The sequence below is a fragment of the Saccharothrix sp. S26 genome, assembly GCF_021390395.1.
In the GTDB taxonomy this organism is placed as follows: Bacteria; Actinomycetota; Actinomycetes; order Mycobacteriales; family Pseudonocardiaceae; genus Actinosynnema.
Map to the genome: position 1 here is coordinate 207005 of NZ_JAJUWT010000018.1, position 25472 is coordinate 232476.

Below are 25472 nucleotides of genomic sequence, written 5' to 3' on the forward strand. Positions count from 1 at the left end.
TCAGCGCTCCTGCGTCATGCGAGGGCGACGACCCAGCGACGCCAGGTGCTCCGCGATGCGCTCCGCACCCGGCTGCGGCATGTCGTGCACGATCCGGCCGTCGGCCAGCACCATCACACGATCCGCATACGACGCCGCCACGGGATCATGCGTCACCATGATCACCGTCTGTCCCGCCTCGTCCACCACCGAACGCAGCAGACTCAGCACCTCGCCCGCGGTCTGAGTGTCCAGGGCACCGGTCGGTTCGTCGCAGAAGATGACCTCGGGGCGCGTCGCCAACGCCCGCGCGATCGCGACCCGCTGCTGCTGACCGCCGGACAGCTCCGACGGCCGGTGCGCCAACCGCTCGGTCAACCCGACCCGGTCGACGACCTGCCGCACCCACGTGGCATCGGCGCGTTTTCCCGACAACTGCAACGGCAACACGATGTTCTCCTGCACCGTCAACGCTCCGATGAGGTTGAACGCCTGAAAAACGAACCCGATCTTCGAGCGCCGCAGCTTCGTCAGCTCCGTCTCGGACAGTCGCGACAACTCCGTGTCACCGACCCACACCTGGCCGCCGGTCGGCTGGTCCAGCCCCGCCGCCGTCTGCAGCAACGTGCTCTTGCCCGAACCCGACGGCCCCATCACCGCCGTGAACGTACCCCGCTCGAACATCACGTCGACGCTCGCAAGCGCAGTCACCGCCTGCGGTCCCGTGCCGTAGACCTTCTTCAGGCCCTGAACCCGCACCGCCGACGCGGAACTGGCTACGCCCGCACCAGAAGATCCATCAGTCTGTACATCATGGATTGACATCACAATAAACCCGAGGTCCTATTCTTTGATTTCCAGGACAGAACCGTAATGTCGCTCGTCGGCCGAAACGACCCAGGCTGCGGGCGGTTCTTGGTAGCGCAGGCTGCACCTGCCCGCTCCGTGGCGCCGACGTCGACCCGGATCCGACGAACGCGGACGCCATCGGTGTGACATCAGCCGCCGCGGCCTCAAGATCCGGCTGATCCAGTGCACCAAGGCACTGACGTCTTCGCCCACTGCCCGAACATCGCTGCTCAGGGCTTCCATGAGTCCAGCAAGGCTGGAAGCACGCAGAGCAGAACGGCCTGCAGGCGGAGAACATCGTTCCCCGTGCCGCTCGAAAAGTCATCGTCGCTGGTAGAGCCAGGCTGTCACGGTGTTGTGACCATGTCCGGGTGTCATGAGGGAGGTGACGAACGCGGAGAGCAGGAGGGACAGCACGAAGTAGCCGAGCGCCGTGAGGGTGGCCACGCGGCGCTGCCAGCGGTAGGCGCTGCGCAGCAGGCGGATGTCGCTGTGCTGCCCCAGCGCGTGGTGGCGCGGCCGGCGTGCCCGCGCGGGCGGGGCGGGCGGCGGCTCCCAGGGGTAAGTGGCGTACGAAGGTGAGGAGTTGTACGGGAACTGCTGGTTCGGTTGGTACTCGGGGGACGAGAACGCGTCTGGCATCCCGTTTCTCCTTGCGCGGCTCAGGCCCTTGCGGACCGCAGGGAGCGGAGGTGAGCGATCCGCGACCGGGATGGAAAGTTCCCCGCCCTGTTCGACGCGGTCCTCGCCGACGCCGGTGTCCAGATCCTCCTCACCGGTGTCCGGATACCGCGCATGAACGCGATCACGGAACGCTGGATCCGCAGCTGCCGACGCGAACTCCTCGACCGCACCCTCATCTGGAACCAACAGCACCTACTCCACGCGCTACGCCAGTACGAGCAGTTCTACAACACCCACCGCCCCCACCAAGGCATCGACAACGCCCGCCCACTACGCGCCCTACCACCAGCCGTCACCGATCAAGCAGCGGTCACCCGACTCGACGTCCGCCGACGGCAACGACTGGGCGGAATCCTCAACGAGTACCATCACGCCCCCTGACCTGCACGGACGACATTTTCGGCAAGCACACGTCTACTGAAACGCTGGCGGGGTCTCGCCGCTGACGTTCGGGTGATCAGGGCATGTCTCTGCGGCAATTTGAGGTTGTCCCCGATGACCGGACATCGGATTTCATGCCACGAGGGCGAGGCCTTGACGATAGCCGACACGGGCTTCGTGCGGGGTGTGGTAGCCAAGTGTCGAATGTAGACGGTCGTGGTTGTAGTAGCCCAGGTAGGCGAACACGTCGTGTCGGGAGTCGTCGCGGGTGTCCCAGACGGTGGTGCCGATCTCGGTCTTGAGGGTGGCGAAGAACGACTCCGCGACCGCGTTGTCGAAGCACGACCCGGTCCGTCCAACCGATGGACGGATGCCGTGCCCGGCGAGCGTGGTGCGGAACAGTCCGGAGGTGTATTGCGAGCCGCGGTCGGCGTGGAATATGACGTTTTCGCTGGTCAGGCCGCGTCGAATGGCGAGGTCGAGGGCGTCGCGGACCAGTTCGGCGCGCATGTGGTCGGCCATCGCGTGTCCGATCACCTCGCGGTTGTGCAGGTCGATCACCGTAGCCAGGTAGAGCCAGCTTTCCCGCGTGGGCAGGTAGGTGATGTCCCCGACCAGCCGCCTGCCCGGCGTCGGGGCGGTGAAGTCGCGGCCGATCAGGTCGGGCACCGGCGCCGCGACCGCGTCGGGTCTGGTCAGTGACCTGCGGCGTCTGCGGGTGAGGCCGACGATCCCGCGCTCGCGCATGACCCGCCCGATCCGTTTGTGGTTCACCCGGCGGCGCAGCGCGACGACGATCCGCGGACGCCCGTAGGCGCCCCTGTCACCGGCGTGGACCTGCCCGATCCCGGCGGCCAGGCGCTCGTCCGCCTCGGCCCGCCGCGCCTTGGTAGGGGCGGCGGCGAGCCATTCGTAAAAGCCCGGGCGCCGCACGCCCAGGACCCTGCACAGCCGGGTGACGCCGAAGACGGCGCGGTGCTCGGAGATGAACCGGTAGCTGCGGGTCAACGACCCATCTCCTTGGCAAAATACGCGGCCGCCTTGCGCAGGATGTCCTTCTCGAGTTCCAGTTCGGCCACGCGCTTGCGCAGTTCCCGCAGCTCTTGGCGCTCATCGGCCGACACGCCGCCCGCCGACGGGGCGGCCTGGGCCTGTTCGGCGGTGCGGACCCAGTTGCGCAGCGTCTCGTGGTTCACGCCCAGCTCGCGGGCGACCTGCCGCAACGGCCGTTCCGAGGAACGGGCCAACGCGACGGCGTCCCTGCGGAACTGCTCGGGGTACTTCGACTTTCCTGACACGGAGGACATCCTTCCCCCAGAGCGCTGTCTGGGATCAAGGTGTCCGGCTCAAGGGGAAAACCTTACTGTCGGTCTCCCCTTGACCGCGGCTCGACTCAGTCGACCGACCGCTTTACTTCGGTCAGCCACCAGTCAAGGGGTCGATACGCCGTCCCTCGCGCCGAACAACACCGCGTTCGGCCAGGTAAACCGACCCGGATGGTGACCCGAGATGATACGAAACGAAGAGTCAAGGAGTCGTCGAGCGGCGCGCTCGACCTCGAAGAACAAACCAAGATCACAAAAGAGGGTCTTCGCAGCGTCTGACCTGCGAAGACCCTCTTGGCCGTCGAGACGACAGAATTTGAACCTGCGACCCCTTGACCCCCAGTCGCAGAACGACTGAGCGGCGTGCTTGGTCCTGTTCTCCAGGTCGATGACCAGTGTAACTGGTCGAGTAAAGGAGTCTCCGATTGAGCCGCCCGAACTACTACTGCAGTCAGTTGCGCTTGTCTGTAAGCCGATCATGCTCCTGCTGACGATCATCACATCAGCCACGGTCCAGGCCTGCGCAGCGCGGTCAGGGGGACGTCGGGCTAAGTATTTCACTGCTGACGCGTTTGGTGAAGCGTTGGGTTCTCGCCAGTTCCCGCGCGGCTACGCCTTCGGATTGCTCGGCGTCTATCGCGCGTTGTAACGGCGTCAGCAGGTTCAAGACCATGCCTTCCGCAGCTGCCTTGTCCCACATGACGTCGAGGATCCGCTGGCACTCGCGCTCCGCGGTGCGGGACGTGTGCTGGATCGGGGCCCGACCCAACACGCGAAGCTTGATCGCGCTCAGAATGTGGAAGCGGTAGGGCGCATAGTTCTTCGGGATTCGTCCGTTGCGCAGCAACCAGTCCAAACGATAGAAGGCGGCGGCCGCGGTGTAATAGACGACCGGTTGGTGACCTTCGGCGAACAGGTTCCCGCTGTCGGACGAGATCAACGATCGATACTGGCCACGACGGGTCGGTTCACCCAAAAACATGGCCGTGTAGGAGCGGATTAATTGTGCGCGAGTGATGATGCGAGTCTTTTCGACCCTGTGGTGCGCGTACTGCTTGGTTCGACGTTCGTAGAATAGCCTGCGCTCTGGATCCCGACTGTGACCGAAATAGTCCTCCAGGAGCCGGTGGAAACTCTCGCGGATCGTGAGGTCTTCTTCACTGATGGTGGTTTGGCGGTTGGTGGCGCCGACGATGCCGTTGATGACGTCCTCGTCGTGCGAGTGCACGATTCGCACGCTCACCTGCACATTGTCGGTCAACTCGTCCCGGTGCTCGAACAGCACGTGACAGGTCTGGCACCCGTTCACGATCTCGAAGTCATCCAGGTAGACGTCGTCACCCACGACGTGCAAACCACGTGTGACAATCGTGATGCCGTTGTTCAGCACAGCAAATCTCTCACGTCGCGATGGATCACGCAGAGTGTTCGCTATCTCTCGGTTTACCGGATTCTCGTCACCGAGATAATCACGAACGTTACCGTGGAACAACGTTTTACGCAGCCTGCCCGACTCATCGACCAGTATCCGCATCACCAGGTCCCGTGCCGACAGCAAACCGAGTAACGCCTGTTCGACGTCCGACACCTTCGGCAGCGACATCTTGCGCGGCATCGGGAATTGGACCGCCACCTTCGTTGTCGCCCGTCGGTACAACTGCCGCAGGTCGTCGCGGGTTACGCAGCGGAACTCGACCCGTTCGAACCTGCCAAGGCCACGCAGACGCTCACTGGCCGACGCCGCCTTGCTCGCCACCATGTCGGCGACACGATCGCCGGTCGTGACGTAGTGGACGTGGAGTTCTGGCAGCGCACCCGACAGCTTCGCGATATTGCCGTACACCGCCTCCAGACATTCCCGGAAGTTGACGATGTCCTCGGAAGCCGCGTAGGGCAGGCTGCCGGTACCGGTGATGTGGCTGAGGTTGTCAGCCAGGTCGGAGATCACCCGGGCCTCGAACCCCGCGGTGGTTTTCGCCTGGATCACGACGATCTGCACGTCCACCCGTCGAGATCGCTCGATGTGAGCGCGGACGTCGGTGGAGTCCTGGAGCAGGATGCCGTTGACGAGCACGGCGAGCGCGTCGATGCCGAGGTCGTTGCCACCGCCCGTGCGGAACTCGTCCGGGTTGAAGTCCTCTTCGTAGTACGAGTTCAGCACGCAATACGCGGCGAACGCCTCGAACACCTCGCTCTCGGTCAGCTCGGCGAGGGCGTAGTTCTTCTGGAACTCGTCAACCAGTCCGGTGATGATCCGGTCCATCGCGGTGGCCTTTCCTCGCTGAGCTCAGTCAGTGCGTGCCCGGACCAGGACTTCCTCCGGGGTGAGCGCACTCGGCGGGTGGTGGCTCAGGCACATGGGCGACCTGACTTTCTGGAACGGCCTGCCCTCGGCGACCGCGTAGAACTCGCCCGCGCTCAGCCGCGAGATGTCCAGCACGGTGCTGGACTTGGCGGCCGCCATCTCCTTGGCCGCCGCCACCTGCGCCGGGCTGTTGATGAACCCGAAGTACTGCGTCGCTGCATTGCCGACTATCTGGTTGTGAATGCCTTTCGGGGCCTGGGTAGCGAACACCAGCCCCAGACCATACTTGCGCGCCTGTGACGCCAATGCGAGCGTGCTCGTGGTGCAGGCGGTCATCACACCGGACGGGGCGAGAGTTTGCGCCTCGTCCATGACGAACAAGCCACCAAGCGGACGGTCGCCGGCCGGGTTCGCCTTGATCCAGGCGAACATCGCCATCTGGAGCTGGTTGACGAAGCTGCGGCGCTGGTCGTCGTTCGGCAACCCGATCATGCTGATGATCGAGATCCGCGCGCGTTTGCCAGGTGCGGGGGTGAGCAGCACGCTCGGGTCGAGCGGCACGCCCGAACCACCGAAAAGGGGGTCGTTGATCATCGCGGCGAGGAGGGTCTGCGCCACGTCACTGGCAATCGCGGTGGCGTTCGCGAGCCGGGTGACCTCCTCCGGGAGGTCGGAGAGGTACTCCAGGAACGACTTCAGGCCCGCGCCCCCGGACCGGGCGAAGGATGTCAGCGCCTCACGCAGCACGGCCTTCGTGCGCTCCGCCTTGGCCGTCGAACCGTCGGCGCGGGCACGCGGTGCGAGCGCCGCGACGGCGATGTCCAACGCGAGGGTGAACTCGTCCGGGTCACCGAGAACGTCCGCGAAGTCCGGCAGTGGCTGGAAGCTGATGGGGCGGCCTGACTCCCGGCGTGGCGTCCAGACCACGACGTCGGTGTTCGCTAGGTAGTCGGCCGCCTTTTCGTGGTCGTGCGCCTTCCACCCGGTGGGCGGCTGAGGCCAGGCGTCGCCGAGACGAGCCAGGTCGTTGTTGGGGTCGAGCACGATCGCCGACACACCTTGCAGGGCACACTCCTCGATGATGCGACGGATCAGCACCGTCTTGCCCGAACCGGAGCCAGCGAAGATCACGGTGTGCTTGCGCAGTGACTCCAACGACACATACACGGGCTCTCCGGTCTCCAGCCGGTCACCGAGGGAGATCGAAGCCGAGGGAGCGGGCGGGTGCTGTCGCGACGCGTCGGGATCATCGGTCGGCCACAGCTGTTCGATCGTGTCGACCGGATCCGGTGCGGGTGGGTCCGGCGAAGGCGGTGTTTCCCTCCCGGGTGGCCCGAACACCAGGCGGAACAACGCCGTGTTGCTCGCCGGCTTCCGCAGGTGCAGCCACTCGTGCAGCTCAGGCCCCGGTTTGTCGAGCATGGACTCCAGCGCCGCGAACGTCCGCAGGTCGTCCATGTCGACCTTCTCCACCAGCACCCCACCGGCGGTACGGAACTCAGCGAGCTTCTCCTTGGTCTTCGGCGTGGTCATCGACCATGGGCCGGTACGCAGAAGGTAGGCGTGGCGTTTGTCGATGTTTGGGTCAACCTCGGATATCGCGCGCAGTCGCTCGATCCGGTTCTGTGCCGCGAGAGCGCTGTCGGTCGCAATCCCGCGGAACGACCAGTGGATCGCGTCCTCGGTGTTGTCGAGGACGAGCTTCAACCGGGAGTGCAGAGCCGGGTTGCGACCGCCCCACACGTCGTCGACCCTGTAGTCCCGACCCTGCTCACCCAACTCGTGGCGGTACGCGGTCAACGCTGCGCCGAGGAGTGCGGTCATTCGCTTGTCCTCGGTGTTCTTGTGGACCGCAGGGCTCGGGTCCACCTCATTCAGCAGCCTGGCGAACGACTCGTCCAACCGCAGAAGCTGTTCGTCGTTGAGCGAAGTGAGCTCAGAGGCGGGGATCCCGCGCTGGCGGACGGTCACCACCTGGTCGAGCGCGGTCAGCTCGACAACCTCGTCGTTGTCTAAACAGGACTTGATGTGCTCGTCGATGCGTTTGAACAGCTCGCGCGGCGTGTACTGGGTCGCGCCCGCGAACGTTTCCGGGCGGACGGGCCAGGTCGGGTACGGCGGCGTGAACGCGCAGTCCTTGAACCGCGGCGCGAACCGCGCGGTGACCAATGCCTGCCCCGTCTGGGCCGTGGACACGGTCCGAAGCCGCAGTTCGTCGCGGAACCGGTCAACTGCGGCACGGTGCGAGAACCTGCGGATCGCCTCCCAGACTGGGAACTGGCACGCGACAACGAGCAACGAACGCCGAGCCGCTTCCCGCAACTCCATGAGTCCCGTGCCGATTTGGTCGAAAAGCTCACTGCGCGGCAACTCGAACGGCGACTCGCGGCTGGAGCCGGTGGCGATACCCGCTTGGGCGACCAGCGTGTCGATCTGGTCGATCGCAAGCAGGGTCGCCCCGGTCATGCCGAGCAGCCCGGAGATCTCGCGAACCATCTCGTGCGGGTGTTTCGGGTCGGGGTGGATGCCCCACGCGGCCCGCTCACCGGGAACGGACTCGCTACCCGACGTCAGATAAGCCTCGCCGATCTCCTGCACGGCCGGGTCGATGGCCGAGAGCAGGATCAGTGCCCGCGCCGTGTGGCGGGACTGCCGGCCTTCCGTCGGGTTGACCTCACGCAGCGCGACGACGACCTGGTCGAGGGCTTCCTTGGTCACCGGCTCGTGGCCGATCACTTGGCGGCGCACGTCGTCTGGCAGTGACAGCACGTCCGACAGACGGTGCAGGAACGAGGTCAGCTGCGAGAGGCCGTTGGTGTCGGGTTGGTACAGGCCGTTGCGGAACGAGTGCACGATGTTCTGCCAGAAGTTGTTCCCGTGCACCAGGCTGACTAGGAAAAAGTAGCCGCCGCGACTCTGGACTTCGACGCGCACGGCACCCAACAGGTGGGTTTTACCCGCGCCTTGCTGACCCGTCACCGCGATGCCGAGCGGGTTCGTCGTCGGGTCGACGTCGGCGTCGGCGAACGCGCCGAGCACGGTGTTCAGCACGTCGGCGTTCAGCTCCGCCACGTGTGCGGGCGGCGGCGCCCACACGGCTGCGGGAGTTGGCGCCCAATCGAAGCGCAAGTTCTTCAACGCACGACGTTCCGCGTGGTCCATGTCGGCCTCAGGAAGTCTTGATGGACAGCAGGTGCTTCTCTTCACCGCCGAGCCGGACGGCAGCCCGACGATCGGCCTCCGTCAGGAGCTTCTGGTTCATCTCGGGAGTGAAGAAGACCGATGGCATCTCGGCGATGCGGTGCAGGGCCGCGTCGAACTCCGGTACACCCACGTCTGGCAGCGCCCGACGCAGTTCGGCGAGCCCCACCCACGCTCCAGAGTCGGTGACGAGTTCGTGGTACGCGGTGATGATGCGTTCGTCCACCGTGGACTCGGTTTTCGGCTCGGGTTCGGGTTCCGGCTCCGCGTACACGTCCGCGAGTTCCCAACCGGTCTTGACGAAAACGATGTCCACCCACTGCGCCAAGCCGTAGAGCAGGCGGTCCTTCCGCTGCACGCCGGGAGGCGGTGCGTCCGCGAACTGCTCACGACAGCGCTTCCAGCCGGGTTCGGTCAGGTCGTGCACCCACGCGTTCTTGTGCACCTTGGACTGCTGCGCCTCGATCAGCTTCCGGTCGATCAGACTCTCCCGGACGGCCTTTTCGATGGTGAACCCGTATAAATCCCGTATTTCGGTGTTGGATGCGGTACGACCGATCATCAACAGCGCCAGCAATGCAGATTTCTCCGGGATGCTGAGCGGTGTGTTTGCCATGTGCGCTCCGGTGTCCAGTGGTGATCCGCTATTCGACCTTAGTCGCGTCACAACGCTCGTGCACGCACGTCCCCCAGCTGGACCAACCGTTACGTGATAACAGAGAACGATGCGGTCGCGATTTGACAACAGCTTCGGGTCGCCCATTCGTTCGAATTCCAAGTCACGTTTCCCGATATTCACCGACCACGTACTCCTCGGCGAGTTTCGCGAGGTGCAACGCCAGCGGCACGGCCAGCGGAACGTAGTCGTCGGCGTATCTGAGCTGGTGGGCCAGAGCCGCCCAGATCCGCGGGTCCTCGGGCTCGCCCGTGGTCGTCATCCGGCTCGCGAGGACGGTCAGCTCGCGGATTTCCGGGTTCCAGCCTGCCACGGTGACGCCGCTGGACGCGGCCCCGTCACGGTACTTCACCGCCTGGTTGGGCTTGGCGCCCTGGATCGGGATCTCGGTGATGCTCTGGAAGACGCGGTTGTCGGACCCGACGTCGAACGACTGCCACACGCCGCTCGCGTGACCGGCGAACTTCTCGTCATCACGCGGTGCGTACCACTGCGGCACCTCGTCGCGCCCGCCGCCGTCGCGGATCACCACGACCCGCAGACCGGGGCCGAACAGGGCGGTGCGCTGGGCGGGCCAGGGCCCGAAGCCCAGGGAGTCGGGCACCATCGCACTGTTGGTGAGCCACGGCCACGAGTGACGCATGTTCCCCGCCTGCACCAGCAGCAGCGTGGGTGTGTCGCGGATCTGGAAGAGCAGGGATCTGATCCGGCGTTGCGCGGCCGCTTGTTGTTCCGCCAGAGACAGCCACGTGCCGCGATCCTGCTCCAAGTCGACGTCTCCGTGCAGGCTCAGCAGCAGCTCCGGGTACGACACCCAGCCCTTGCGTCGCTCGTCCCAGCCCTCGACCCGCCGGCCGTGGTCATTCGAACGGATGCGCACCGCCACCAGAGCGCGCCGTGCGGTGCGAGCCGTCGTGTGGTTCTTGCGGATCATCCAGAGCCCCACGTGCTGGAGGTCCAGCGGGACCGCCGCGCCGAGGGTGTGCTTCGGCGGCAGCACCGCGCCGAGCTGGCGCAGACCGTCCAGGATCGAAGACCGCGCCCGTTCGGCTAGCGCCTTCGTCTCGGTGGTGATGAACTGGCTGACCCGACGTGCGTCCGCGCAGCCGAGGCGGATCGCGGCCTTCGGGTCCCGGCCGGGACCGAACTTGTCCGCGCCGCGCAGCTCGACGAGGACCAGACGGATCGGCGCGTCCAGTGCCGGCGTGCCGAAGTGGCGGTTGATCAGCGCGCGGCGCTCCCGGGTCGCCGTCGCGACCGCGCGCGCATGAGCCTTGCCCCACGAGCGGGGCACCTGCAGATCCGCAGTGATCTCCTCCCACGTGGACGCGTCTAGCCGCACTTCCAGTTCAGGGGTGCGCCAATGGGGCGCGGACGCCGGATCGAGGTTGAGCACTTCGCACAGCGCGGCGACGAGCGCGTCGCGGGTCCGGTCGTTCTCGTAGCGGATGTCGATAGTCAGCGGCCGGCCGTCGAGCGCCACGGCGCACGCCAACCGACGTGCGTGGCCCTTCACCACCTTGCTCGCTGCCTTGGCCTCGGCGTCCTTGTCCCGGCGCCACAACTCCGGTTTGGCGAGGAGCGTGACCTTGGTCAGGTCCGTGGACCGGCGCAGGACCCCGGCGAGCGACTCCTCGACCCACGCGTCGAAGTGGCGGCGCTCGACGGGCATGAGCCCCGACTTCGCGTCGTGCGACCCCATCAAGGTTGAGTGAACAACCCACACCGAGACACCGTCGCGGCCCTGTGCCCACTCGGTCGGGTTGTCGATCAGCTCCTCCGCGGTGGGCAGTGTGAAGGCGGAGCTGTACTCCGGGAGCAGGTCCATCAGGCTAGTGGAACGCCATGCCGGTGTGCCAAGCGCGGAGTCGTGCCGCAAGCCGTTGGCTATCAACCTCGGCACGCCGCCGTCCCGGAGCGTCCAAGGCAGTGGAACCTGCAGGTAGGCAGTCACGCCGCGTCGCGGGTCCAGCTTCACGGGTTCACCGGTTACCCAGCGGCGGACGCCATACGTGATGTGCACCCTGGGCCGCCCGGAAAACGGCACGGTGTGCAGGGAGGCCCGCATCAACAGCGAGTGGTACCAGTCACGGCCACGCCTGACGTACGGCTGGGGAGGCCATGACACCAGCTCGGTTCCCCGTGTCGAGGACACCACGCGGAAAGACAGCTCCGTGCCTTCGTACTGGTACGTCCGCGCGGCAAGCCGTGCCGCGACGACCTCGGGCACGAGATGGTAAAGCCGGCGGTGTGGATCTGCCGTGCCGCCCCGGGTCAGCGTGGTGTCGGTCAGGTCGACGGATGTGGACGCCCACTGTGGCATGGCGTCATCGAGTGTGTCGAGCAGGGCGTCCACCTCCTCACCGTCGGCCTCACCCCGACGGGAAAGGATCCGCGTCAGCCAGGCGTTCGTAAGACGGCTCATCGCGTCCCGCGGCACGACGTCCGCCGCGTACAGCCACGGCAACCGCTCATCGGTTGCCGCACCCGGAGCGGCGAGCACGTCCGGCACGGCGGCTTGGAGCAGCGAGTTGAACTGCCTGATCGGTGCGGTCCACCGCGGGTCGGCGCGGGTGAACTGCTTGGCGTACCGCCGCACCACCTCGGTACGCCACTCCGGGGCGAACGCGATGACCTTGAAGTCGTGTGACCACGGGTCACGACCGAGGTCGTAGGCGGTGAGCCGAACCGTTGGGGTCATGGGTTGCGCATGCCTCCCGTCGCGTTCGCCAAGCACATGCCGAGCGCCGACCACAGCGGTCCGTAGAGCTCGCGCACGAGCTGCCGCTCGGGTCCGGGTATCGCCGGATCGACATCCGGGGAGCAGTAGCGGTCCAGCACCGCGTGCATGGAGACCAGCAGGCTCGTCTCCGCGGTGTCCTCGTGCCCGAGTGCCAGGTTCGGGGCGAACGCCGCGTCCACGAACACGACCCTCGCGGGCACCCCGCCTCGGACCAGGCGGCCGATGACCTGCCAGATCACCACCAACAGATCCCAGGTCACCGACTCGCGGTCATCACCCAGGTCCCGCCACGCCATGCTCCGTCCCACCACCCGTCGCCACTGCGCGCGCGCCGCAGACCGGAACGCCCGGCCAGCTTCGTCCAGTGAACCGGCCGAGGACACCATCGCCCGGAACCGACCGTCGCGGCGGACCCTCGATGCCCAGTCGTTCACCGCGTGCACGGCGAGAGCCAGGTCGTCGGGCCGCGGGCTGGGGCGGACGAGGAAGAACACGGAGCCGATCGCCGCCACCCGCTGCTCGTTAAGGATGTTGTGCCCGCGTTCCACCGCAAGCAGCGGGGCGACCAGGATGTCCGCGCGGGTCATGGCGAGCGTGTCCACGTCACCGCGACGCAGCACCGGTGCCTGGTGCTCACCGGGCTCGGCGATCTCCGCGTCGTCCGGGACGAGCCGGAACACCTTGTCTCGCCACCGCTTCTTGCCGTGCAGCAGGTCGGCGACCAGCTCGGCCTCGTCGTAGCTGCCGACCAGCAGCAGGATGCGGCGGCGGTAGTCGTCGGCGATGTCCGCCAGCTCGTCTTCGAGCACGCTCGCGTGCTCGTCCGTCGATGCCGCCAGCCGAGTGACGATGCCGGTCAACGCGCGTGACCGGCCGTCGAGCGGCGTACCGGAGACGCGCAGGGGTGTCTTGCCGTCGCGCACGGGTGCGAACCGGAAGTCGCTGTGCGACGCGATCCGCTCGATCTCCGCGCGATCTGGGGCGAGCAATGCCCGCACGGGGACGTCCACGTGGTACCGGCTCGACGAACCGGCCCAGCTGCTGCCCGACAGCAGCACGACGTGCGGTCCGGGCCGGTTGTCCGCCTCCGGCAGGTCCGCCATGGCCTTGAGCAGGTCCCGGCCGACACCGGTGCAGTGGAAGAACTTCAGCTCGCCGCTGACCACGCCGCCGTCGTCCCGGCCTTCCGGGAGGAACTGGAAGCCGATCACGTCGCCCATAGGCGGTTCGGGGATCACCGGGCCGTAATCGTCGGGTACCCGGAAGCCAAGCGCGGCATCCAGGTTGAGCGCCGCCTCGACCCGCGGCCACATGACCGTCATCAGCGCCAACTTCGGTTCCAGCGCCGCAAGCAGCAGGGTGAACTCGAACCGGGTGGCCCACTGGTCGAGCCACTCGCGACCGGTGCGGTCCTTGGTGACGCCGGTCAACTCGGCGAGCACGTCCCGCAGCTCCAGCCGGGTGCGCCGCAAGGACGTCGCGTGCAGCAACTCGCTGGTCAACCGCACGAGGGACGGGTTCGCGGGCGGGAAGCTGCGACGTTCACCGAACGGGTTGTCGCGGAAGCGGTCGAGTTCTTCGAGCAGCGCGGCACGAGCCGCCTCGAACGGGTCCGGCACGGAGTCGGACCCGCGCGGATAGCGGTCCGCCGCGAGTCTGCGGTGCAGGAGCCACGCGCTGAAGTGGCCCGCCCGCAGCCACTGCCGCAGGTCGTGGTCGCGCACCAGCAACGCGTAGATCCGATCCGTCGCGGCGCAAGCCGTGTTCACCGCGGCCGACCACATCTGGACGTCGTTGTCCGACAGCGGGATCCGGGCGCGATCCACGAGCTGGCCGATCTTGTGGGCGTGGACCTTGTCGAGCCACGACACGGCGCCACGCCCCACGAGCGTGGCCATCGGTGCGAACTGGGAGTCGAGCGTGATCTGCACGCGGTCGACCTCGTCGACGACCACGATATCGCTGCGCCGGCACGCCAGTTCCATGAACCGGATCCGCTCGGCGTTCTGCGGCCACGGCACGGCGGTGAGCACCAGGCTTTGCGGCGTCGCCACCCACACGTCCGCCTCCACGAGTTCGCGGGCGGAGTGGTGGCGCGGGCAGGCCGACCAGAACGGACACGCTCGGCGCGCTTCGGCCCGGGCCTTGACGCTCTTCGGCCGCAGACTGGTGCAGGGGGCGTCGTGGTAGGCCAACGGCGGCCGGTCGTCACCGCGGAGGGCGGCCAGCGCGCAAGACGTGCTCAAGTGGTCGAAGCCCGCGTCGACGTGCCCGAGGACGCCAGGCGCGCCGCGACCGGCGAGCCTGCGGTGCAGTCGCTCGGCGTGCCGGACCCGCGTACTCGCACCGATCACGGGAGCGGCCCTGACACCGTGCGTCCCGAACAGCTCGACCAGTTTCAACGCTTCCGCGACGTCACCGACGACGAGCGTGACGCGCAGGCCCAACTTGGCCACCGCATGGACCGTCAGCACGTCCCGCAGAGTGCTCTTGCCCGCACCGACGATGCCGAGCAGGTGGGTTAGTCCGTCGAGGTCGAGCGTGCCGTCTTCCGCGAAGCGCTCCCCCGCGAGCGGCATCAGGGCCACCCGGTCGAGCCGCCCCTCCCAGTCGGCGTAAGCGGTCGCGTCCATGTCCCGTGCTGTCACCAGCAGCGCCGACTTGTCGATCGTGATCGATTTGCCCGCACCCCGTTGCGGTTCATCGAGGTCGTGGCCCACCGGTCGCCGATGGTCGAGCGCGGGCAAGGTCACAGTCGTCATGTCCTCACCGGCGATGAACGTGTGCGGGCCCGGTCCTGCGACCCGGAGCTCGCTGCTCGCGAACGGCGCCGCTGCGCGGAGCAATCGCTCGTAGATCGGCCAGCGTTCCGGTGCGGTGGACACGGGACGGCGGGCGGGCGGACGGCTCGGGTCGATCAGGCGGTAGCCGCGCAGCTCCTCCTCCACCTCGTTGTAATCGGCCAATGCCGACCGCCACGCGGCGGGACTCCTCATGGTCCACAGTTCGTACCGCACGGTGCGCAGAGTTTCGTCGAAGCCGGCGATCCCTCGTTCGCGCGCGAAGGGGAAGCCGCTGAACAACGGCCACGCCTCGATGGCAGGCCGTCCCGGCAACACCGTCTGGGCGGCGAACAACCCGAGCTCCGTGGTGAACGCCTTGTGCAGGGCGTCGCCCGGAATTCGGTAGGCCGTTGACAACGGCGCGGTCATGGCCTGGAAGATCCGCCTTGAGCTCCGCATCACACCTCACCCCACGTCGCCGAGCCGCCCGCCAGGTCCACCAGCTCGGCGTCGGCCACGAGCGTCGGCGCACCGACCACGAGCCGTCCGAACACCGCCCGGTAATCGGGCCTCGCCCGCAGGCGCTCCGCGGGCACGATCACGAGCGGATTGCGGTCCCGCCAGGCTGACCTGCCCACCGCGCGGGCGAGCAGTGCCGGGTCGCCGTGATCGAACACCAGCACGAACCTGTGCCCGCCCTCGGGCCAGTCGATTCGCAGGCCCTCGACTTCACGTGTGACCGCCGCGCCGTGGCTTCGAACCAGCCCGACCACGGCCTGCTCCACTCGGGCGACACCACTGATCACCCTCCGAGCCGCTTCGGCGAGCACGAGGCTCCCAGTGGCGGACAGCAACTCCGGTAGCTGCTCCCCCGCCGGACACGCCTCCCACTCGCACAGCCAGCCACCGCTGGCGAGTGGTGCGGACAGCGCGCGGCAGACCGTGCAGCGGGCCGCCTGGCCGCGTCGCACGAGCGCGAGCGGGACCGGCCGGTAGAGGTCGCGAACCAACCGCCACGTGCGGCGTGCGGCACGGTCACCGGCGAAGGCCGTGACCTCGTCGTCCGAGACGATCTGGTACTCGGCCAGGAACTCCCGGCACGCCAGGTGCCGGTCCGGTGCCGCGGCTTTCTCAAGGTGGTCGCGGATCGGGTCCGGCCGCACGGCGTTGCCGTCCTCCGCCCACTCCCGACACAGGCCCGTTGGACGAGAACGCCGGACGTCCACCAACAGCCCATCGCCGCCCAAGACCTCTCGGGGAAGACGCAGCGGCCAATCGATCAGCGGTCGGGCACCGCACCACATGACCAAGTCCGGCAGGCTGCGGGGCGGTCGGGTACCGCGCGAAAGGCACGTCAGGGTCAGTCGATCGAGCACGGATTGCGCGCGGTCCGGGTAGGGCATCGCGAAGCCGGTCTTCAGGTCCTCGTCGCCGAGTTCCAGCACTGCTAGGGCGACCGCGTGCACCAGGGCGATGTCGTCGTCCGCCATGGTCATGATGCGACCTCGGCCCGACCGGACGGGCACCACCGCACCACTTCGCAGGTGCGGCAGTCGGCACCCGGTCGTGCGGGAAACTCGTCGTCACCGTGCCATGACGCGGCCAACGACGTGACCACCGCCTCCGCCTCGGCACGCGTAGCGGGATCCTGCACGTCGTAGATCCTTAGATCGTTGCCGTCCGGGTGGAGCAGCTCCAGTTCGACCCGGGGGTTGGGGCCGGCATCGCGAATCGCGTGCTTGCCGAGCAGCACGATCGCCAGGGCCAGCTGGGGGATCGCTGACAGCGTGCGGTAGACCCGGTCCGGGTCCGCGCGAGTGGTCTTCAGCTCGCGCCAGACCAGGGAGTCACCGTCCCGGTAGAGCAGGTCGGGTTTCGCGATCACGACGACATCGGCGGCCGTGTCGTCGAACACCAGGTTGGGTTCGATGCGGAGCTCGGTCGGCGCCAACGAGAGCGGGCACACCTCCGCGTGGTGCCGCAGCATCGCCGTTCCGGCCGCGATCTCGTCCACCGGCAAGGCGCGGTCCGGCCAGCTCTCCGGTACGTCCGGGACGCACACCCCACCGGACCGGTGGCGATGTTCGACGTAGGCGTGGACGGCACGGCCCCGTTCGGCGGCGGGACTGTGCTCGAACGTGGCGGCCTTGGGCAGCCGCAGCCGCCCGAGGTGGTCGCGCGCCGGACAACCGCGGTACTTGCGGGCATTACTGACGGACCAGGTACGACGCGGTCGAGTCCGATCCGCGATACCGAGCACGCCGGGTGTCTCCGCCCGCGCCGGGCACACCGACCGGAACCGGCACGCGACGCACGACTCACCAGGCCGGTACTCGTCGCCGTCGACGGCGTTCTTGAGCGCGTCCCGACCGTGCTCGCGGTAGTGGTCGAGCGTTTCCGCCCGCGTCCGGTCGTACAACAGCTCGGCCTGGCCGGTCAGGCAGGAGAACTCCCTGATGCGGATCCGTTCCGGCGCGGGGTCCCCGCTCGCTGCGACGAACCCCGCGACGGCCAGCTCACCCGTCCCGCGGCGGCCGTTGCGAAAACCGATCATCCGCAACTCGTTGACGCCGCCGGCGGAGCGGAACCGCCTGCCCCACGCGTTGATCTCGTAGTGCCGGACGCCGCGCGGATCAGGCGCCGCCAGCCTGACGACCTGCCTCCACGGTGTGGGGACGGGCGTGGCCTCGTCGCCCTCGAACGCGTCGAGGTAGCCCGCGACCGCATGCCTGGTCCAGTCGGCGAGCCCGTCATGGTTGCGGGAACCCCGCGTGGGAGCAAGCGCCCGGCGCACGGCCACCGCCGGCTCCACACCGCCAAATTCCACGAGGTCGAGCGCGGTCATGAACGGGCCAAGGGGGAAATCGTTGAGCGTGGTGGGCTTCGGCCGTTCGTCCGTTGGGCGCAGTCCGTGGCGCGCTTTGAGTGCCTCCGACATCGGACAGCGGAAGTCGGTGGAACCGACGCTCGCGACCGATACAACGACTTTTTGCGGATTACCCGAAATTCCCTGCGGCACCTGCCAATGCCCCATGCACCCTCCCTCCCCGTAGGCCGAGATCATGTCAGAACCGCACTACTCCGCTGGGGTGAACCTTGTAACGGGACAGCAGGTTGCCCGGATGATGTGACACGGTGGAGTTTGAGTCGCGGAAGGGTGAATTCGTGAAGGTCGGCACAGTGCTCGCTGATCGTTTCCGCTTGACCGAACCACTGGGCGAAGGCGGCATGGGCCGCTTGTTTCGCGCGCTCGACCTCGAATCTGATCTTGAGGTCGCGGTGAAGGTACTGCCGGTCAGGTTCCACGAAACCGACACGTGGTACGCCTCCAACAACCGAAAGCTGGCGACGGAGGGCGACATCGGACGGCAACTCCACGACGTCGAAGGAACGCCTGTCGTACATCAAATCGGAGTCCACGGTGAACTGTCCTATGTGGTCATGGAGATCGTCGAAGGGATCTCACTCGCAGAGTTGATCAAACGCAACAGGTCGATCAAGCGGCGGACGGCGGTGGCGATCGCCTGCCAGGTTGGCGAGATACTCGACGCGGTACATCGTCGCGGTTTCGTGCACCGTGACGTCAAGGGCGACAACATCAAGATAAATCGGCAAGGCCAGGTGTATCTCCTCGACTTCGGCATCGCGAAGCACATCGACTCGACGAACGCCTTCCAAGGAACACGCGGTTATGCACCCTACGAGCAGGTGAGACAGGAGCGCTTGACGTTCCAGAGCGACATCTACGCGCTGGGGTGCCTGGTGTGCGAGATGGTCGCGAACCGACTCCCCTTCCTGGCTGAAGACGGGTGGAACGTCGGCGATGTGCCCGCCGAGGTGCCGCCGAGGGTTGTGCACCGCCTGGGTTCCAATCTGGCACCGATCGTGCTGCGCATGATCGACCGCGATCTCACCCGCAGATACGCGACGATCGCCGAAGCGGTGGGAAATCTGCGAAAGCTCTTGCCACCACCCGAGGCACCACCGGATCCGCAAGCTCCTGACCCCGATCCCGAAGCCTGGCTGCGCGTCAATCCCCTGCGAATTCCGCCGATTGAAAGCTAGGGTGCCGTGAGTTGACGCAGCCTGGCCAGGAGGTCCTGATCGTCGGGCGAGGGTTTGGGCAGGTCCTTCAGCAAGTCCACCAGTAGGTCTTGGGCACGTTGCCAAGCCTCACGCGCACCGGCCGGATCGCCGGTCCGGGCGAGCGCATTGCCGAGCAGCTCGCGAACGCGAGCCTCGTTGAGCGCGGCACCGGTTCGGCGGTACTCATCGGCGGCCTGCTTCGCCGGGACCACCGCAGCGGCCGGGTTGCCGAGCTCCAGGTGGCAGCTCGCGATCGTCCGACGTGCCGCAGCAAGGCCGTACCCGTCGTTCCCGGTCTCCACCGCACGCTGCGCGAGGACGAGCGCCTCTTCCGGACGCCCCGTCTCCAGGAGGACACCGGCCATGCCTGATGCCGTGTACGTGATACCCCGTCGATCATCAACGGCCTCGTAAGTCTGGAGGGCGGTGCCGTAGTGCTCGGTCGCTTCGGCCATGTCCTTTCGGCTCTCGTAGATCGCACCGAGGACTTGATGGCTGTGCGCCTCGCCGACGATGTTGCCGACTTCCCGCTCCAGCGCGATCGACTTGTGCAGGACGCTCACCGCGCGGTTCAGGTCGTTCAACTTGCGTCGAGTCGCGCCGAGCTGCCGGTGCACGACCGCCTGGTACCGGAGCTCGGTGGTGTGGGCGGCTGTCTCCGTCGCATCGGTCAGGAACTTCTCCGAGTCCCGCCAATGCCCACGCTGGCGCTGGTAGAAGACGAGCACCAACGAAAGCTTCCACTGGTAGGACTCGTAGTTCCGATACACGGGCTGCGTCAGCACCGAGGTGAAGACGCCGTACTCCGCGTCGAACCAGTCCATGGCCTCGTCCCTGGAGAACTCAGGAGCTGTAAGGCCGAGGGGCGGCGACGTGTCCGGGAACTCGCGTCCCGATTCGAGCGCCAGGTCGCAGGCCCAACCCACCCAGAACAGGTAGTCGAGCACCCGCGTCCGCGCTGCGGCAAGAGCCTCGTCGGTCAAGTCGGACTCGGCTTGCCGCGCGGCGAAGAGGCGCAACTCCCCGAGCAGTTCGAACCGGTCCTCTTCGATCTCCTCGACGAGGTGGCTCTCCGTCAGCTCGTCCATCCACGATCGGAGTTCAGCCTGCTGCAGACCGGTGAGGAAGCTCAACGCGGCCGCGCCGATGACCGGCCCCGGATGTACGCCGAGCAGTCGGAACACGTCCGCGGCGGCTGGTGACAACGCCCGGTATGACCAGGCGATCACCGTCTCGAGCTTGATCGACCGGTTCTTCGGCACCGGCGCGTCGAGCAGCGCGGACGTGTCGCGGAGGTCCTTCAAGATCGTGTCCAGACGGTGGGTCTTGCGCTGCTCCGCGCGCGCCGCGACGATTGTGATCGACAGGGGCAGTCTGCCGCACGCGATCACGAGATCCCGGGCCGCTCCCCACTCGTCCTTCACCCGCCTGTCGTGGATCAGGTCGCGCAGCATCGCGACACCGGCTTCCAGCGCCAACCGCTTCACGGTGACCTCCTTGCCGCTCCCGGCGGAGCGGATCGCCGGCATCCGCCGTCGGCTGGTGACGACGACCGCGCACCGCGGGCCGGCGGGTAACAGCGGTTCGATGTGCTCGTAGTCGGGTGCGTTGTCGAGGACCACGAGGACCGCCCGGTGGGCCAACAGGCTGCGGTACTGGCCGACGGGGTCTTCGGTCGGCATCGCACCGAGCGCGCGGACGAACGACGTGAGCAGACGGTCAGCCGGCACGGGGTCGCGCTCGTCGAACCCGCGCAGGTCGCCGTAGAGCACGCCGTCGGGAAACGCGTCGAGCGAGCAGTGCGCCCAGAACAACGCGAGCTGTGTCTTCCCGACGCCAGCCGGGCCGACGACCGCGACGGCTCGTGCCTGGCCGGCGAGCAGCCAGTCGAGCTGTGCCAACTCGTAATCACGTCCGTGCAGGGTCTCGACCGTTCGGGGCAGCTGGTTCGGCCTGAGCGGGCGAGACATGGTGATCTTGGTCGCGGTGCCGGCATCCGCCAGGGCGTTCCTCACCAGGGTGGTGAAGTTCGCAGGCAGCCCCTGTGCGGCCTTGCGTCGACGTTGGGTGAACTCGGCCGCGATCCGGGTGATTTCGCCGTCATCGCCCATGTGCCCCAGCGCCTGCAGCAAGGCTCCGCACACCTCGCCGTCAAGCGGCCAACGGCTTAACGCCTCTCGCGCGTCCGTCACGGCCTCGTCCACCCGGCCGGACCCCAGATTCACGGTGATCAGGTTGAGGTAGGTCTTGCGGTGCCGGGACGTCAGGTCCGCGACCTGGTCTTGGAGGTGCGCCTGCCCGACGTTGTGCAGCGGCTCTCCCGGTTGCCACAAGTCCAGGGCTTCACGCAACGCACGCCGCCGTTCTTCACCTTCGGATGACTGGGCTCGGTCGAACAGCTTGCGGAACTGCCAGTAGTCAATATGCCTAAGGTCGAGGTTCAGGCGGACGCGGCCGCGCTTGTTCGGCAGCACTTGGTTACCGACCAACTTCCGCAGGTCGCGCGCGTAGTTCCGGATCGTCGCCAGCGTCAGCGAACCTGGGGTGCCGCCGAGCAGCTCTATCAACTGCTCCCGCTCCACGGCGCGCTCGCGGTCGAGGGCCAGGGCCGCCAACAAGGCACGGGTGCGGTCCGTCAGCCGCTGTTCGACACCGTCTACGAACAGCGCTACCGGACCGAGAACCTGAACGCGGATGCCGTTGTCCTCCATCACGGCTAGTGAAGCAGAACTGTGTGCGGGTGCCGCTCTTCCACACGCAACCCACACGATTGGCACACGTTCGTCGGAGACGCTTCCGCCGTCCTGAGCGAGCTGGAGGGAACGGAGGTCGGATGGCGACGAGGAGCTGGACACGAGCACCTCTCGAACGAACACGTGCGGTGCGGCGAGTGGTCCTCGCGGTCGCGCACACAGTCGCCTCGGGGCAACGGGTACTCGACGCGCTCTCGGTGATCGAGAGCGAGCCCGAGGTGCAGGTGGTCTTCACGAGCCCACCGGACAAGGTGGGCAGCGGGGTCGACCAGTTCCTGCGCAGGGCGGCTGCTCTGACCATCCCGTGGCACGACGCGATTGGAGGGCGGTTCGACCTCGTCGTGACGGCGTCGAGCCGAACTGTCGGTGACCTCGGCGGCGGGCCTGTCCTGCTGTTGCCGGACTCGGCGCCGCGTAGGGCGTTCCCGGATGTGCCCGGGTACGACGGACTCACTGGCATCAAACAAGCCTTGGCGCGACCGGGCGGCACCGCACACCCGTTGTCGGTCGTCGGGCTGGCCCACCACGAGCAACACCGGTTGCTGCGCGACCGATGGTCGGGGGCCGCACGCCACGCCATCGTGATCGGTGACATGGGCTTCGACCGGTTGGCCGCGAGCATGCGGCTCCGTGAGCGCTACCGGTCGGTGCTCGGGGTCGATGCGGGCAGGCCGGTCCTGCTCGTGAGTTCGGGACGCGGACCGCAATCGCTGTTCGCGAGGGCACCGGGCCTGCTCGACCGCCTCGTCACGGAACTTCCCGACCACCTTGTGGTGTGCCAACTGCACCCGGACGTGTGGGACGTGCACGGTCGCCGTCAAATACTCGCCTGGACAGCGGACGTGCGACAGGCCGGGCTCGTCGTGGTTCCGCCCGACGCGGACTGGCGGATCCCGCTGGTAGCCGCCGATCGGGTGATCGGCGACAACGGCCCCGTGACTGCGTACGCGGTGGCGATCGGCAAACCGGTCGCACTGGCCCGGGCCGCGCCATTGGTGCCACCTACCGTGCGAGTGCTGGACCCATCTCGCCCGTTACGCGACCAGCTCGACGAGTTCACCTCACCACTAGGGGCCGCGCGGGCGGCCACCGATCGCCTCACCTCAGTGCCGCACCGGGCGGCCACTGTCCTTCGCGCGACCTGTGGTCGGGCGATGCGCTTGCCTGACCTGGGCACACCCTCGGTTTGCCGTCCAGTGCCGGTCGACCGGTTCTCCACCTCCTGGTCCGCGTGACCACGACATCCAGAAAAGAGAGAAACATGTCGAACAACAAGTCGTCCCTCGTCCACCTTGATGGGAACGGGGGTACCGCCGACAGCCGCTGAAAGCACGCCTGCGGGAGGTCCGACCGCGGACCTCCCGCAGGCGTCGTACCCGCGATGGAGCCCTTGACGCGGAGTTCGCCCGTACTAGACAGATACCGCCCAGCTCCGCGCTGAGGTGCCCGACCGTTCGGAAGGCCGTTTCGTCCCGTCCAGCATTAGGTCTACCAGCCGACCGCTTTATCCCGGTCAGCCACCAGTCAAGGGATCGATACGCCGCTGCTGACGCCGAACTACGCCACGTTTAGCCAGGTCAGCTGACCTGGTTGTCGCCCCGAGGTGACACGAATCGAAGAGTCAAGGGGTCGCTGAGCGACGTGCTCGACCTCGAAGAACGAACCAAGATCACAAAAAGAGGGCCCTCGCAGTGTCTGACCTGCGAAGACCCTCTTGGCCGTCGGGACGACAGGATTTGAACCTGCGACCCCTTGACCCCCAGGGTGGATCAGATCATGGTCTGACCTGCGGAAATGTTGAAGTGGCAGGTCGCGGCGGTGCAGTTGAACGCCCTTGAGGGCAGCCCGATCCTGTTGCCCCGCCTTGACTTCTCCCAATTTCCTCCCATCTTCCTCCCATGACGACCCCGTATCGACCCACAGCGGGCGTCGAACGCCCGTGCGTCCGTCAAGTGATGTCGTCCAATCAAAGCGATTCGTCCCAAGCGGACTAACCGTCGAATACCGACAGGATGCGCGACCTGGGCATCGCCGTAGACGCATCACACGATGACATGGAGTCACGCAGACACTAGCTGGCCCTGGCCCTTCGGGGTGATCGAGTTAGTCTGACGCCAGGCCGCTTCTTGCCTCAAAGTCCCACCACTGCGGACGAATTACACGAGCATCGTTCACATTCGGCTAGTCCGCATTTTTCGGGGTTGCCCGGTTCGGTGCAACGGTATGAACCGTTGGCACGATGATGGTGTGGGCGGCGGATCAGAAGTGGGGTGTTCGGGTGAGTGGCGGTTCGGGTCCGTTGCGAGTGTTCGTTTCGTATGCGCACGAGTCGGACGAGCATGTCGAGCGGGTGCGGGATCTGTGGATCTTCCTTCGCCGATGCGGTATCGACGCCAAGCTCGACCGGGCCGCCGCGCAGCGGCGGCAGGACTGGCCGCTGTGGATGGGCGACCAGATCCGCGAAGCCGACCACATCCTCGTCATCGCTTCGAAGGCGTATCGGGAGCGCGCCGAGGGACGTTCCGCGCCGGAGGTGGGCAAGGGGGTGCAGTGGGAGGCCCGGCTGATCCGTGATGCCTTCTACCGCGACCAACGGGCGCTGGACCGGTTCGTGCCGGTAGTGCTGCCGGGCCAGTCCAAGGAAGGGATCCCCGACTTCCTCGCGCCGGACACTTCGACGTGGTACCGGGTCGAGGACTACACGCTCGATGGTGCCGAGACGTTGCTGCGGCTGTTGCTCGCCCAGCCCGCGGAGGTCGAACCGGATATCGGCACCGTGCCCGTTCTCGGTCACCGCGACCACACCCCGTCGTCCGCCACCCGCGCGGTGGCGGGTCTGCCCGGCGGGATGTCGATGCGGCACGAGTTGGACGTGCGGCTGGACAGCGAGGACAACGGGCGGGTACGGACCCGCGTATTGGCCGACAGCGCGCTGCTGGGCGAGCAGGTCGTCCAGTCGCTGTCCTCCGGAATCTGGACTTGGCACGGAGAGCTGCGCAGCAGCTCGGGTGCGGAGCGGCTGGTCGTTCTGGGCAAAGCGCTATGGGAGGCGCTGTTCGACGAGGTCACCAGCGGGCGTCTGGTGAATCTGATCGACCACAGCCCGGTGGGCAGCACGGTCGACATGGTGGTGCACCTGCCGGAAGAGTTGTCGACGTTACCGGTGGAACTGCTGCGCCTGCCCGATGGCCGTTTGGCGGCCACGGTGCCCGGTGTGCGATTCGCCCGGCGCCTGGACGGCGTGGAACAGGCCTTGACGCCACCGCTTGCCGGGCCGTTGAAGATCCTGGCCGCAGTCGCCGCCCCGGAGGAGACCGCTACTTCCAACCCGCCGTTGGATGTCGAGGCGGAGATGCAGGCGCTGCTGGACGCCGTCACCGACCTCGATCTCGGACTCGCCACCGACTCCAATGCGATGGCGGCGCAGGTGCGGATCCTGGAGGTCGCCTCACTGGACGAGATCGGCCGCGCCCTGGCCGCCGACCAGTACCACGTGCTGCACCTGTCCGCGCACGGCTCCGACAGCACCGTCGAACTGGAGGACGAGGACGGGCACCCCCTCCCCGCCGATGCGGACCGTCTAGATGATTGATTCCTAGGGTTAGTGGTCGTAGGCGGTCAGGGAGCGCATGATCGGCTGGCCGGTGTGGTCGTTGTGCCAGATGGCGGCGGTCAGGGCGAGGATGCGTTGCAGGACGCGGGCGATC

The 25472-nt window shown here is 67.0% G+C and carries 16 protein-coding genes; 4 read left to right on the forward strand and 12 right to left on the reverse strand.

Annotation, left to right across the window (positions count from 1 at the left end; translation table 11 throughout):
* Together LZG04_RS27880 and LZG04_RS27885 are read right to left on the reverse strand one after the other, a co-directional pair.
* Complete coding sequence (locus LZG04_RS27880) at positions 1–804, reverse strand: ABC transporter ATP-binding protein (protein WP_267938089.1); 804 nt, start codon at positions 802–804, stop codon at positions 1–3.
* 345 nt (positions 805–1149) lie between these two features.
* Positions 1150–1470 carry a hypothetical protein gene (locus LZG04_RS27885; protein ID WP_233822285.1) on the reverse strand — a complete coding sequence of 107 codons (321 nt, stop codon included), beginning with the start codon at positions 1468–1470 and terminating at the stop codon, positions 1150–1152.
* Positions 1471–1593: 123 nt separating this feature from the next.
* On the opposite strand from LZG04_RS27885, the gene LZG04_RS27890 reads away from it, so the two are divergent.
* Positions 1594–1893, forward strand: coding sequence for an integrase core domain-containing protein (locus LZG04_RS27890; protein WP_308199350.1), 300 nt, complete (start codon positions 1594–1596; stop codon positions 1891–1893).
* Positions 1894–2025: 132 nt separating this feature from the next.
* On the opposite strand, the gene LZG04_RS27895 is transcribed toward LZG04_RS27890, so the two are convergent.
* The 9 genes from LZG04_RS27895 to LZG04_RS27935 all read right to left on the reverse strand — a co-directional run bounded on the left by LZG04_RS27895 (position 2026) and on the right by LZG04_RS27935 (position 17771).
* The gene (locus LZG04_RS27895; RefSeq protein ID WP_233822289.1) at positions 2026–2901 is read right to left on the reverse strand and encodes an IS3 family transposase; all 876 of its coding nucleotides are present in this window, start codon (positions 2899–2901) and stop codon (positions 2026–2028) included.
* On the reverse strand, positions 2898–3191 hold the full coding sequence (locus LZG04_RS27900; RefSeq protein ID WP_233822291.1) for a transposase: 294 nt from the start codon (positions 3189–3191) through the stop codon (positions 2898–2900). The genes LZG04_RS27895 and LZG04_RS27900 overlap by 4 nt, the downstream gene beginning before the upstream one ends.
* Before the next feature lie 559 nt (positions 3192–3750).
* Entirely contained in the window at positions 3751–5481 is a 1731-nt protein-coding gene (locus LZG04_RS27905) for an AIPR family protein (RefSeq protein WP_233822293.1), read from the reverse strand.
* Between the two features lie 24 nt (positions 5482–5505).
* Positions 5506–8661 carry an ATP-binding protein gene (locus tag LZG04_RS27910; RefSeq protein WP_233822295.1) on the reverse strand — a complete coding sequence of 1052 codons (3156 nt, stop codon included), beginning with the start codon at positions 8659–8661 and terminating at the stop codon, positions 5506–5508.
* Positions 8662–8692: 31 nt separating this feature from the next.
* Complete coding sequence (locus tag LZG04_RS27915) at positions 8693–9340, reverse strand: hypothetical protein (protein ID WP_233822297.1); 648 nt, start codon at positions 9338–9340, stop codon at positions 8693–8695.
* Between the two features lie 163 nt (positions 9341–9503).
* Positions 9504–12155 (reverse strand): pPIWI_RE module domain-containing protein, encoded by a 2652-nt coding sequence (locus LZG04_RS27920; RefSeq protein WP_233822299.1) that lies wholly within the window; start codon positions 12153–12155, stop codon positions 9504–9506.
* A complete protein-coding gene (locus tag LZG04_RS27925) occupies positions 12098–15385 on the reverse strand; it encodes a hypothetical protein (protein ID WP_233822301.1) in 3288 nt (1095 codons plus the stop codon). The genes LZG04_RS27920 and LZG04_RS27925 overlap by 58 nt, the downstream gene beginning before the upstream one ends.
* Positions 15385–16422 carry a hypothetical protein gene (locus tag LZG04_RS27930; protein ID WP_233822303.1) on the reverse strand — a complete coding sequence of 346 codons (1038 nt, stop codon included), beginning with the start codon at positions 16420–16422 and terminating at the stop codon, positions 15385–15387. Before LZG04_RS27930 ends, LZG04_RS27925 begins: the two co-directional genes overlap by 1 nt.
* Entirely contained in the window at positions 16419–17771 is a 1353-nt protein-coding gene (locus LZG04_RS27935; RefSeq protein WP_233822305.1) for a PD-(D/E)XK nuclease family protein, read from the reverse strand. Before LZG04_RS27935 ends, LZG04_RS27930 begins: the two co-directional genes overlap by 4 nt.
* Before the next feature lie 290 nt (positions 17772–18061).
* Between LZG04_RS27935 and LZG04_RS27940 the strand changes: the two genes are divergently transcribed.
* The gene (locus LZG04_RS27940; protein ID WP_233822306.1) at positions 18062–18991 is read left to right on the forward strand and encodes a serine/threonine-protein kinase; all 930 of its coding nucleotides are present in this window, start codon (positions 18062–18064) and stop codon (positions 18989–18991) included.
* Here the strand turns inward: LZG04_RS27940 and LZG04_RS27945 are convergent.
* Positions 18988–21723: a tetratricopeptide repeat protein gene (locus LZG04_RS27945; RefSeq protein WP_233822308.1), complete on the reverse strand. Its 2736-nt coding sequence runs from the start codon at positions 21721–21723 to the stop codon at positions 18988–18990. The genes LZG04_RS27940 and LZG04_RS27945 overlap by 4 nt on opposite strands.
* Positions 21724–21902: 179 nt before the next feature.
* On the opposite strand from LZG04_RS27945, the gene LZG04_RS27950 reads away from it, so the two are divergent.
* Positions 21903–23000, forward strand: coding sequence for a hypothetical protein (locus LZG04_RS27950; protein ID WP_233822310.1), 1098 nt, complete (start codon positions 21903–21905; stop codon positions 22998–23000).
* Positions 23001–24004: 1004 nt separating this feature from the next.
* The gene (locus LZG04_RS27955) at positions 24005–25357 is read left to right on the forward strand and encodes an SEFIR domain-containing protein (protein WP_233822312.1); all 1353 of its coding nucleotides are present in this window, start codon (positions 24005–24007) and stop codon (positions 25355–25357) included.
* Positions 25358–25472: the final 115 nt, after the last annotated feature.

Bases quoted from the DNA above. Each gene is read 5' to 3' on its own strand.
- LZG04_RS27880 (WP_267938089.1), bottom strand. From the start codon at position 804: ATGTCAATCCATGATGTACAGACTGATGGATCTTCTGGTGCGGGCGTA.
- LZG04_RS27885 (WP_233822285.1), bottom strand. From the start codon at position 1,470: ATGCCAGACGCGTTCTCGTCCCCCGAGTACCAACCGAACCAGCAGTTC.
- LZG04_RS27905 (WP_233822293.1), bottom strand. From the start codon at position 5,481: ATGGACCGGATCATCACCGGACTGGTTGACGAGTTCCAGAAGAACTAC.
- LZG04_RS27915 (WP_233822297.1), bottom strand. From the start codon at position 9,340: ATGGCAAACACACCGCTCAGCATCCCGGAGAAATCTGCATTGCTGGCG.
- LZG04_RS27925 (WP_233822301.1), bottom strand. From the start codon at position 15,385: ATGCGGAGCTCAAGGCGGATCTTCCAGGCCATGACCGCGCCGTTGTCA.
- LZG04_RS27930 (WP_233822303.1), bottom strand. From the start codon at position 16,422: ATGACCATGGCGGACGACGACATCGCCCTGGTGCACGCGGTCGCCCTA.
- LZG04_RS27935 (WP_233822305.1), bottom strand. From the start codon at position 17,771: ATGACCGCGCTCGACCTCGTGGAATTTGGCGGTGTGGAGCCGGCGGTG.
- LZG04_RS27945 (WP_233822308.1), bottom strand. From the start codon at position 21,723: ATGGAGGACAACGGCATCCGCGTTCAGGTTCTCGGTCCGGTAGCGCTG.
- LZG04_RS27955 (WP_233822312.1), top strand. From the start codon at position 24,005: ATGATGGTGTGGGCGGCGGATCAGAAGTGGGGTGTTCGGGTGAGTGGC.